Origin of the sequence: Kitasatospora sp. NPDC127035 (assembly GCF_042726075.1) — a bacterium.
Lineage (GTDB): Bacteria > Actinomycetota > Actinomycetes > Streptomycetales > Streptomycetaceae > Kitasatospora.
On record NZ_JBHXDN010000014.1, the window covers coordinates 67,746 to 78,432 of the forward strand.

Annotated in this window: 10 protein-coding genes and 1 tRNA gene; 5 read left to right on the forward strand and 6 right to left on the reverse strand. The window is 70.0% G+C overall.

Going from position 1 to position 10,687, the window contains the following annotated elements; all coding sequences use genetic code 11:
- Window positions 1-201: 201 nt before the first annotated feature.
- Both ACFWIC_RS12340 and ACFWIC_RS12345 read right to left on the reverse strand, forming a co-directional pair.
- Window positions 202-2,196 (reverse strand): APC family permease, encoded by a 1,995-nt coding sequence (locus ACFWIC_RS12340; RefSeq protein WP_380363685.1) that lies wholly within the window; start codon window positions 2,194-2,196, stop codon window positions 202-204.
- 302 nt (window positions 2,197-2,498) lie between these two features.
- Complete coding sequence (locus ACFWIC_RS12345; RefSeq protein WP_380518091.1) at window positions 2,499-4,373, reverse strand: APC family permease; 1,875 nt, start codon at window positions 4,371-4,373, stop codon at window positions 2,499-2,501.
- A gap of 346 nt (window positions 4,374-4,719) precedes the next feature.
- On the opposite strand from ACFWIC_RS12345, the gene ACFWIC_RS12350 reads away from it, so the two are divergent.
- Window positions 4,720-5,442 (forward strand): HAD family hydrolase, encoded by a 723-nt coding sequence (locus ACFWIC_RS12350; protein WP_380518094.1) that lies wholly within the window; start codon window positions 4,720-4,722, stop codon window positions 5,440-5,442.
- Between the two features lie 186 nt (window positions 5,443-5,628).
- Here ACFWIC_RS12350 and ACFWIC_RS12355 read toward each other — a convergent pair whose 3' ends face one another.
- Window positions 5,629-6,111, reverse strand: a complete 483-nt coding sequence (locus ACFWIC_RS12355; RefSeq protein ID WP_380518097.1) for a hypothetical protein — start codon at window positions 6,109-6,111, stop codon at window positions 5,629-5,631.
- Between the two features lie 547 nt (window positions 6,112-6,658).
- On the opposite strand from ACFWIC_RS12355, the gene ACFWIC_RS12360 reads away from it, so the two are divergent.
- Window positions 6,659-6,823: a hypothetical protein gene (locus ACFWIC_RS12360; RefSeq protein ID WP_380363677.1), complete on the forward strand. Its 165-nt coding sequence runs from the start codon at window positions 6,659-6,661 to the stop codon at window positions 6,821-6,823.
- Window positions 6,824-7,194: 371 nt separating this feature from the next.
- On the opposite strand, the gene ACFWIC_RS12365 is transcribed toward ACFWIC_RS12360, so the two are convergent.
- Together ACFWIC_RS12365 and ACFWIC_RS12370 are read right to left on the reverse strand one after the other, a co-directional pair.
- Entirely contained in the window at window positions 7,195-7,881 is a 687-nt protein-coding gene (locus ACFWIC_RS12365) for an HAD family hydrolase (RefSeq protein WP_380518100.1), read from the reverse strand.
- A complete protein-coding gene (locus ACFWIC_RS12370) occupies window positions 7,878-8,726 on the reverse strand; it encodes a GntR family transcriptional regulator (RefSeq protein ID WP_380518103.1) in 849 nt (282 codons plus the stop codon). Before ACFWIC_RS12370 ends, ACFWIC_RS12365 begins: the two co-directional genes overlap by 4 nt.
- A gap of 425 nt (window positions 8,727-9,151) precedes the next feature.
- Here ACFWIC_RS12370 and ACFWIC_RS12375 point away from each other — a divergent pair, with 425 nt between their 5' ends.
- Both ACFWIC_RS12375 and ACFWIC_RS12380 read left to right on the forward strand, forming a co-directional pair.
- Window positions 9,152-9,280: a hypothetical protein gene (locus tag ACFWIC_RS12375; RefSeq protein ID WP_380518106.1), complete on the forward strand. Its 129-nt coding sequence runs from the start codon at window positions 9,152-9,154 to the stop codon at window positions 9,278-9,280.
- A gap of 28 nt (window positions 9,281-9,308) precedes the next feature.
- Complete coding sequence (locus tag ACFWIC_RS12380) at window positions 9,309-9,587, forward strand: hypothetical protein (RefSeq protein ID WP_380518109.1); 279 nt, start codon at window positions 9,309-9,311, stop codon at window positions 9,585-9,587.
- A 164-nt stretch (window positions 9,588-9,751) separates the two neighbouring features.
- On the opposite strand, the gene ACFWIC_RS12385 is transcribed toward ACFWIC_RS12380, so the two are convergent.
- Window positions 9,752-9,832, reverse strand: a tRNA-Tyr gene (locus ACFWIC_RS12385).
- Window positions 9,833-10,048: 216 nt separating this feature from the next.
- Between ACFWIC_RS12385 and ACFWIC_RS12390 the strand changes: the two genes are divergently transcribed.
- On the forward strand, window positions 10,049-10,537 hold the full coding sequence (locus ACFWIC_RS12390) for a YajQ family cyclic di-GMP-binding protein (RefSeq protein ID WP_329885440.1): 489 nt from the start codon (window positions 10,049-10,051) through the stop codon (window positions 10,535-10,537).
- The last annotated feature ends 150 nt before the right edge of the window (window positions 10,538-10,687 follow it).

The window sequence follows — 10,687 nt, forward strand, 5'->3', positions numbered from 1 at the left end:
CGGTCACGTCCGGGGTCACGGCCGGTCACGTCCGGGGTCACGGCCGGTCACGGCCGGGGTCACGGCCGGGGCCGCTGTGCCGGGTCACCCCACGGGCCCCGGACGGCCGATGCCGTCCGGGGCCCGTGGGGTGACTCCCGTACTCCTGTGCTCCCGTAGTCCCGCGCTCCTGCGCTCCTGCCGCACCCCTGCCCGCGTGCGTCAGGCGTGCTCGGGCGCCGGCAGCTTCTCCCGTTCCGACCGCACCGCCGGCTCGCCGCGCCGGACCGCACCCGGCGCCCGGCGGGACGGGTGGTCGGCCCGGCCGGCCGAGGTCAGCTGCCACGGCACGCTGATCACCATCACCCCCGGGGTGAAGAGCAGCCTGCTCTTCAGCCAGAGCGCCGACTGGTTGTGCAGCAGGTGCTCCCACCAGTGCCCGACCACGTACTCGGGGATGAACACCGCCACCGCCTCGCGCGGGCCGGTCCGGCGGTACTCCCGCACGTACTGGACGACCGGCCGGGTGATCTCCCGGTACGGCGAGTCCAGCACCTTCAGCGGCACCGCCACGGCCAGCTCCCGCCACTGCCGCTCCAGTTCGCCGGTGGCGTCCGGCTCCACGGCGACGGTGAGCGCCTCCAGCGAGTCCGGCCGGAACGCCTCGGCGTAGCCGAGCGCCCGCAGGGTCGGCTTGTGCACCTTGGACACCAGCACGATGCCGTGCACCTTGGAGGGCCGCACCGACTCGGCGTCCGGGTCGTCCACCGCCAGCTCCTCGGCGACGCTGTCGTAGTGCCGCCGGATGCCGCGCATCATCACCCAGAGCACCGCCGCCGCGACCACGGCCAGCCAGGCGCCCTGGGTGAACTTGGTCAGCAGCACGACGACCAGCACCAGCGCGGTGGTGACCGCACCGAAGGAGTTGATCACCCGGGACCGCAGGGCGCCGCCCCGGACCGCCGGGTCGGTCCCGGTCTCCAGGGTGCGGTTCCAGTGCCGCACCATGCCGATCTGCGACAGCGTGAAGGAGGTGAAGACCCCCAGGATGTAGAGGTGGATCAGGCTGGTGACGTCCGCGTCGTACAGCCAGAGCAGCCCGCCGGCCACCACCGCGAGCGCGATGATGCCGTTGGAGAAGGCCAGCCGGTCACCGCGGGTGTGCATCTGCCGGGGCAGGTAGCGGTGCTCGGCCAGGATCGAGGCCAGCAGGGGGAAGCCGTTGAACGCGGTGTTGGCCGCCAGGATCAGCACCAGCGCGGTGACCGCCTGGATCGCGTAGAAGAGGACGCTCCCGTCGCCGCCGAAGACCGCCGCCGCCAGCTGGGCGATCACGGTCTGCTGGGGCGCGGTCGTGCAGTCGCCGGGGAACCCGGTGAGGTGGCAGGCGTCGTCGGCGATGTGGACGTCGGACACCAGCGCCAGCGCCGTGATGCCGACGAACATGACCACGGCCGTGGTGCCCATCACGGCCATCGTGGCGGCGGCGTTCCTCGACTTCGGTGCCCGGAACGCCGGCACGCCGTTGGAGATCGCCTCGACCCCGGTCAGCGCCGTGCAGCCGGAGGCGAACGCCCGCAGTCCCAGCAGCAGCAGTCCCAGTCCGGCCAGGGTGTCCTTGCCGTCCTCCGGCACGATCCCGTACGAGGCGCTGGCCGCCACCGGTGCGTCGCCGAGCACGGCCCGGACCAGCCCGGTGACCACCATCAGCAGGATGCCGCCGATGAACAGGTACGTCGGCGCGGCGAAGGCCTTGCCCGACTCCCGCACTCCGCGCAGGTTCCCCGCCATCAGCAGCACGACGAAGCCGACCGCCAGCTCGACCCGGTGGTCGGCGAGCGAGGGCAGCGCCGAGATGATGTTGTCCACGCCGGAGGCCACCGACACGGCGACCGTCATCACGTAGTCGACCAGCAGCGAGGCGGCCACCACCAGGCCCGAGTTGGCGCCCAGGTTCCGGGAGACCACCTCGTACGAGCCGCCGCCGCTCGGGTAGGCGTGCACGACCTGGCGGTACGACATCACCACGACCGCCATCAGGGCGACCACACCGGCCGCGACCCACGGGGTCAGCGAGAGGAAGGCGGCGCCACCGACGGTGAGCACCAGCAGGATCTCCTGGGTCGCGTAGGCGACCGAGGAGAGCGGGTCGGAAGCGAAGATCGGCAGCGCCAGCCGCTTGGGGAGCAGCGTCTCGCCCAGCTCCTCGCTGCGCATGGCTCTGCCGATCACTAGGCGCTTGAGCGCCTGGGGCACGTTGAACACATGGGCGAGCGTAAGCGCGTCCGGCCGGCGCGGAACGGGCCTCCGAGGAGTGTCCGGAACGCCCGGCATCTCCGATCGGCGGGGACGTTCCCGCAGGTCGGGGCCGCTGCGGGCGCGGCACGCCAGGTGGCGCGGGGGCGTTCGGAGGGCATGCGGGGAGCACGGTGGGGGGCCGTTAAGACATCGTCAAGATATGACGATCAGCTCGGACAAATACCCACCATCTCCGCAATTCACCGCCACACGGCGGGCCCTCACATCCGCATCCGGAGCCGGCAGACCACCGCGTCGGTGTGCCGGCGCAGCGCCCGGTCGATGACCGCGCCGCGCCGGTTCTGCAGGGCGCGCTGCCAGGGACGGGCCGGTTCGACCTCGGGGATCAGGACGGTCAGCCGGTCGTAGGCGCGTTCGGCGGCCAGGCGGTTCACGAACTCGGCGATCGGCGGGCCGAGGCGGCGGTGGCCGTCCGGGATGTCCACCAGCGGTACGCCGGGCTGCCACAGTTCCCAGTCCCGGCGCAGGGCTTCGGCCTCGGCCGGGTCGTGGACGACGGTGACGGCGAGGACCTCGTCGCCGAGTGAGAGTGCGGCGGAGAGGCCGTCGCGGGTGAGGCGGGTGATGGCGGTGACGGACACGAGGACGAGGCTGCGCTGCGGGGTGAGCGGGCCGGGGATCCGGCCGAGTTCCAGTCGCTCGCCGATCCGTGCGTAGCTGCGGTGGACCGCCTCGAAGAGCAGGACGAGCAGCGGCAGGGCCAGGCAGATGCCCCAGGCGCCCTCGGTGAACTTGGTGCCGGTGACGACCAGCGCCGCCACGGCGGTGAGCAGGGCGCCGAAGCCGTTCAGCGCGGCCTTCGCCCGCCAGCGGGCCGGCCGCTCCAGCACCCAGTGGCGGACCATGCCGACCTGGCAGATCGTGAAGCCGACGAACACGCCGATCGCGAAGAGCGGCACCAGGCTGTTGACGTCGCCGCCCGAACCGACCAGCAGCACCGCGGAGACGGCCGCGAGGAACAGCACGCCGTGCCGGTGCACCTGGCGGTCGGCGCGCAGGGCGAAGACGTGCGGCAGGTGGTTGTCGCGGGCCAGCAGGTGGAGCAGGACCGGCAGCCCGCCGAAGGAGGTGTTGGCGGCCAGGCCGAGCAGGACCACCGTGGCGAACTGGACCAGGTAGAAGCCGGCACCGTGGCCGAGCGAGGCGTCGGCGAGCTGGGCGAGGACGGTGACGCCCTCCACCGGCTGGAGGTGGAAGCGGCCGATCAGCACGGCCAGTCCGATCAGCATCACGCCGAGCAGCGCACCCAGTGCGACCTCGGTGTGCTGGGCCCGCTTCACGCCGGGCGTGCGGAAGGACGGCACGGCGTTCGCCACCGCCTCCACGCCGGTCAACGCCGAGCAGCCGGCCGCGAAGGCCTTGAGCAGCAGCAGCGCCCCGACGGCGGTCGCGTTGCCGGCCAGCACCGAGGCGTGCCCCTCGGCCGCCGCCGTGCTCACCGGGGCGTCACGGAACAGGCCCACCACGACGATCGTCAGGATCGAGAGCACGAACACGGCGGTCGGCGCCATGAACCAGCGGGCCGACTCGGCGATCCCGCGCAGGTTCACCGCCGTCACCAGCGCCAGCACGCCCAGGCAGAGCCAGACCCGGTCCCCGTACAGGCCCGGTACGGCGGAGGTCAGCGCCGCCACGCCCGCCGTCACCGACACCGCCACGTTCAGCACGTAGTCGATCACCAGCGAGGCCGCGGCGTTCAGCGCCGTCCGCCGCCCCAGGTGCGCCTTGGCCACGGCGTACGAACCGCCGCCGTCCGGGAACGCCGCGATCACCTGCCGGTACGAAGCCACCAGCACCGCCAGCAGCACCGCGATCGCCGCCGTCACCGGAAGCGTGAACCCCAGCCCATACGCCCCCGCCGCGGCCAGCACCAGCACGATCGACTCGGGCCCGTACGCCACGGAGGCCATCGCGTCCAACGACAGTGCGGCCAGGCCGCCGAGGGCGGTGAGCCGGTGACGGTCGGCGTCCGCGCCGGCGGCATCCGTTCCTGGCGGTCCGGACCGCCCGGACCGTCCGGACGGCTCGGGCTGCTCGGGCACGACGGCGACGGCCGGAGTGACGGGGCTGGACATCGGGCGGGACCTCCGCAGTCGATCGGATGATCCGATCCTGCGGGCCGCGCACCCGTCCGCCGCCGCCCCCTACGCGTTCCTGACGCTCCGGCGCGCAGCCTTGACACGCCTTTGACGCGGTGGGGACGAGAGGCGGGGTGGGCGGACCGCTGTCCCGGCGGGCGCCGGTTGGGAAGACGATCAGCTCTTACGGAGGACTCCCGGCGCGCTTCCGCATGACCGGGGCTTCTCAGCGGGGAGGCTGAACGGCCCGACCCCACCCCTGCCCCACCACTTTGCTGCCTGGTCGAGGTAATTGCAAGCCATTCGCAATAGTGGCACCGACGCCGACCACTACCCTCCGCACATGAAAAATCACTTCACGTCGCCATCTCGCGACGGGCTCCGCCCCCGCCGTCCTCTCCTCCTGATCGACCTCGACCACACCCTGGTCGAACGCGACGGCGGCGCCGACGCCTGGACACCCGGCTTCTGCGCCGCCCACGGCCTCCCCGCCGAAGCCGCCCCCACCGTCTTCGCACTCCTCCGCGCCGACCGGTCCCCGGCCGGCTTCGCCCGGATCGCCGACCACTTCGGCCTGCCGCGCTCCGGCGCGACCCTCTGGGAGGAACACGTCGCCCAGGAGGCCGCCCGCACCCACCTGATCCCCGGCGTCCCCGAAGCCCTCGCCGCCCTCCGCGACGCGGGCTGGACCATCGCCGTCGTCACCAACGGCTCCACCGACATCCAGCGCGCCAAACTCGCCCGCACCGGCCTGCTGCCCGCCGTCGACGCCGTCTGCGTCTCCGAGGAGGCCGGCGCCCGCAAGCCCGCCCCCGCGATCTTCCACCTCGCCGCCACCCGCCTCGGCCGCACCCTGACCACCGCCGACTGGATGGTCGGCAACAACCCCGCCACCGACCTCCGGGGCGCCCACGCCACCGGCCTGCGCTCCGTCTGGATCACCCCCACCCCACCCCCACCACTCCCCCCGGCCCACCCCACCCCCACCCACACCGCCCCCGACACCCCCGCAGCCGCCACCCTGCTCCTGACGCTCCGGCCGGCCCCTTCCCCCGGGCCCTCCTGATCGCGGAAAACGAAGAACGGCCCGTGATCAGCGTTTCCGCTGATCACGGGCCGTTCTCAATCCTGTGGCTGGTGCAGGGTTCGAACCTGCGTAGCTTGCGCGGCAGATCTACAGACCGCTGACCGGGCACGTTCTGACCTGCAGACTCTTGATCACAGGTCAGACCTGGTCCGCCACTGGTCCGGATCATGGTCTCGACGGCCCCCTGTCGACCCACCTCAGCGACCACCTGAAGGGCCGGGTCCGGGCAGCATCTCCGCTGCCCGGACCCAGCCCTTCTGTGTTCCTGATCACACTCCGCCAGCCGGGTTGCCGAGGTCGAGGTCGAGGTCGAGGTCGAGCCTGCGAGTGGTAGGCGTTGAGCAACTCGACCAGGGCGGGACCATTGGGCACCCCGGTGTGCTCACGGGCAGCGATCTCCGACTCCCACAACGCGGCGTTGACCACCTTCGCCGCCTCCACCGCAGCCAGACTCGCGAGCAGGACGAGCGTCTCAAGGAGCGCCGACCGCTTGATCTCCGCCTGGTCCATCGCAGCCAGGAACTCCGCCCGCGCCGTCGACCCCGCCTCGGCATCGACGGCCCGCTTGGCCAGCGCCGCGATCTCCTTCACGCAGGTCGCGTACTGCACGTAGGTGTCGAGCTTCCACTCATCCCACCGCGTGGCCATCAGTCGTCGATGCTCCACCCGCTCCGCCCATGGGCATGGCGATCTGAGTAATCACCACCCAGAACCTACTGACGCCACCCGTCGCGCAAAAGACCGAGGCCACACAGGAAACTGGCTACACCCTCTATATACAACTTGCATTCCGGAGGTTGTTTATGGGAGGTCGTTGATTCCATGGCAACTGGCAGTCAGGAACTTGAAACCGGCGCGAGAATCAATACCACATCGAACCTTTCGAAGGATTTTCTGAGGTTTCTCCTTTGATCTTGCGCCCACGAGAAACGGGATCGTTTGCGTCTTGGGGCGGATCGTCGATGCGGCCATCGAAATGGCGGATCGGGCGATGCCGCACCCCTCGCGCGGATTCGTCCGACGCCCTGTCATGCATCTACTCTGGGTGAGCACGAAACCCCTTCCCTGGCGCGCGCGTGAGCGTCCGTCAGCAGACTCGACCGCAAGGTGTGGTCGGAGTCACGGCGCCCGCTCGGGCGGACGTCGCGACCCTGACCGCAAGGCGCGGTCAGGGGACAGTGGGAAGGGGTGGAGCATGACCGCGCTCGATCAGCAACAGCCGGCCGACGAGGTCCCGGATGCGGAGCCGAAGAACGCGGGAAGGCTCCGCAGGGATGGGGTGCGTCAACTGCTCGCCGTCTGGCGTGCAGTGAAGACGGCGTACGACATCTGGCAGCTGCTCCAGGATCTCCTGAGCTAGCTGCTTAGCACGATGGCCCAGCCGCGTCAACGGCCAGGCCATCGCTAGTGCGACCGTGGAGTCACACCGTAGGTACAGAGGGTCCGTCTCGGGACTTCTGGTGTTCCCGCACCAGGCGAGGCGGGCCCTCCTTCATGCATCAGAATTAGCGCCTAGGCGCTAACAGCCCTTTCAACGGTACCAGGGTTTGGATGCCTTATTCATGGTACCCATCTACCTGTCAGTGCGGGTGGCTCCCGGAAGGCATCCTTCGCTCCGACAAGCTTGATGATCAGCCAGAATGCCGTAAGCGAACCGATGGCTGATCGTTGTCCACCCAGCTCTCGAAAGCTTCGTGGAACGCGTCGCCGACTCCCAAATGTGGTACCCGGTCAGGCGAGGGCAGCAGCGATGAGCCCCATCGAGTCCGCGATCACCGCGGCGCCGGCGGCGGTCAGCTTGGCATCCTTCCCCGGCTTGTTGGCGTACCCGATCGTCGGAACTCCAGCGGCCTCACCGGCCTCGACGTCGCGGGCCGCGTCACCGATGAAAATGCAGTAGTCCGGCCTGGTGCCCGCAGCCTGCATCGCTTCGAGCAGGAGCCGCGGGTTCGGCTTCATGGACGAGGGATCGCCAGGGGCGCGCCCGAAGACGCCGGCCCCGTAGTCGCTGAGGCCGTGCTCGGAGAGGTACGTCTCGATGGCCGCGCCCGAGTTGTTGCTGACGATCGAGACCAGCCGACCGGAGCGGACAGCAGCTCGCAGAACCGATTCTCCGCCCGGGGTCGGGCGGGCGACCCGGACCGCTTCGGTCTCCAGCGCGACCAGGGCGGCGTCCATACTCTCTGTGAGATCGGGTCGGGCGTCCGAGATCAGCCGGAGCAGGGCGAGCGGGTCAGTCTCCTCCTCCGCCCCAGCCGGAACCTCCTCGCCAGCGGCAGACAGGTCCTCGCGGAGGCGACGCGCGACCTCCGGGACAGGGAGGCCAGCGAAGACCGAGCACACCGGGCCGTCGAAGTCGAGCAGCACGTTTTTCACCGGCCGCAGCACGTCGGCGAGTTGCTGAGGGGCGGCGGTCATGACTGCCGCTCGTACGCGATCGTGCTCCACACGCTGTCGAACCACATCTGGGCCTGCTGGACGTACTGCGATCCGAGCGAGGCGTCATCCGGGCCTGCGGCGCGGTGGAACAGGGTGGTGTCCTTTCCGGTCACGTCGTAGAAGGTGTGGTCAGTGTCGTCGATCGCCACGGTGCGCTCGCGGAGCGGGTAGAAGCCGAAGAACGCCTCCTGCCGGTTCAGGATGTACAGCTTGAACAGGCTGGACGCCCGGTGGACCTTGACCTGAACGCTGGCCTTCTGGACCAGGCCCAGCTCGGCCAGCATCTCCACCGAGTGCGCGATCCCGCCGGCGTTCGCCAGGGCGATGTTGCGTGCATGCTGCCGGAGGGCGGCTTCGTCCTGGAGCCCGTCAACGAGCACCGGGACGGCCATGGGCGCCGTGGTGTCCGGCAGCAGCAGGCGGACCGTGATGGACTCCGGGGCCAGCCGGCCGGAGCGGACCTTGTCGAGCGGCTCCTGCAGCGCGTTGTGCAGCGTCTCGCTGGAGAACCCCGCAAAGTCGAGGGTCACCTGCTGCTGCTCGAAGGAGGCTTCGAGGTGAGGCCGTAGCCCGACCGGCCGGGACGTCCGCTCCCGCACGAAGGAGCCGCTCCCCTGCCGGGTGACGATCAGTCCCTCGGTGCGGAGCAGGTCGAGTGCTTTGTCCACTGTGCCGCGCGCCACGCCGAAGTGCTTCGCCAGCTCGGGGCCTGAGGGGAGCTTGTCGCCGGTCTCGAAGCCCGGCTTCTTGGTGAGGATCGAGGCCCGCAGAGAGCTGCCGACCTGCTGATACGGGGGGCGCGAGTCGTCCAGGTCCAAGGCCATGGGCCAATGCTAGGACAGGTGCCCAACAGGCATGAGAAACCCAACTCTTTTGACCTGCCTAAGCGGGTTCTCTATGTTGCGAGTGCCGCATCGAGTGAGACAGGGGTGACACAGAGGGGCCTTCTTTGGGCTGCTCTGACCTGCACGAATGCGCCTGTGGATGGCCGGCCTTCCGCCGTGCCCAGGGCGAAGGGGCCAGGACAGATCGGGCCGAGGCATCCCGGCGCCTTGTCAGATCGGAGACCTAGATCAAAAAGGCCGCGCCCGCCTGTAAGGGCGCAGACCTGCTGGCCGTCCCGGGTGATTGGGGCGGCCAGTGCTGTTGATCAACGTTGGCCGGGCCTGCGAGAACGGGGCCGCCGCGCCTTACTTGGCCGGAGCGTGGCGACCCCTCACGGGCCCACACCCAGAGAAGAGGTTGGCCCATGATGCTGATCATCACGGGCCAGACGGCCGCGAACCACGACGAGTTCGCTGAGCTGGCGCTCGGCGTGGACGAGCAGTGTTTGCCGGGGTCACTGGCGAGAGCGAGATCGAGCGCGCGGCCCGGATGACCAGCTGTTCCGGACGTTCCGCGACGGCATGGTGCAGGAGAGCGGCTACGGAGTCGTCTGGGCTGCGGCCCGGGCCGAGGTGCTGAGTCCGGAGGAGCAGGCCACCCCGCTCGCGAAGCGGCCGTACGACGGGCGGCACGCCGGGATCTCGCTGTGGCTGGCCTCCGGGGTGGCGCCCGCAGAGTGCGCCCGCCGCGCTGGGCACAGCATCGCCGTCCTCCTCCGCGTCTACGCGAAGTGCATCCACGGTGACGAGGACCACGCCAACCGGCTGATCACCGAACGCCTCCAGCGCCGACCCGGCTGACCTTGGTCCGCGCCTGGTCCGGAAGCACTGGTCAACGCCGGGATCCGGGCGGAACCAGGTGAGACAAACCGCCCAAAACAACCAGACATCAATATCACTGTTCGACCATGACAGAAGGGCCCGTGAACTGCGTTTCCGCAGTTCACGGGCCCTTCTCTATCCTGTGGCTGGTGCAGGGTTCGAACCTGCGTAGCTTGCGCGGCAGATTTACAGTCTGCTCCCTTTGGCCGCTCGGGCAACCAGCCAGGATGTTTTGCCGCCCGGGGCTTGCCCCGTTCGACTGGGTAAACCTTACCCGATGGAAGGGGGTGCTTCGCCACCCGGTTGGGCGGCGGGTGATCACGTGGTGCGGCGTGGCGGTCGGGGGCGAGGGCGGGGGTGGGCTGGATAGGCTGGGGCGGCGGACGCCCGGTGGGGCACGCCGTGTCAGTGCAGGCAGAGCATCAAGGAGACCAACACCCATGGCCGACTCCAGTTTCGACATCGTCTCGAAGGTCGAGTGGCAGGAGGTCGACAACGCGATCAACCAGACCTCCCGCGAGATCGCCACCCGCTTCGACTTCAAGAACGTCGGCGCCGAGATCAGCCGCTCCGGCGAGACGATCGAGATGAAGGCGAACGGCGAGGAGCGCGTCAAGGCGATCCTGGACGTGCTGCAGAGCAAGTTCATCAAGCGCGGTCTGTCGCTGAAGGCGTTGGACACCAAGGAACCTCAGCTGTCCGGCAAGGAGTACAAGATCTTCGCGGACGTGAAGGAGGGCATCTCCCAGGACGATGCCAAGAAGATCGCGAAGATCATCCGGGACGAGGGCCCCAAGGGCGTGAAGGCCCAGGTGCAGGGTGACGAGCTCCGGGTGAGCTCGAAGAGCCGCGACGACCTGCAGACCGTCCAGGCCCTGCTCAAGGGCAAGGACCTGGACTTCGCGGTCCAGTACGTGAACTACCGCTGACCCCCGAGGGGCGGCGGACCGGCGACGGGGCGGCCCCGGGGGCCGGGGGGCGCGCGCGGCCCGGGGCGCCCGCGTGCGGGCGGGGGCCCGGCGTGGGGGGCCGGGGCAACGGGGCGGGGGGGGGGCAGGGGGGGGGGGGCGGCCCGGGGC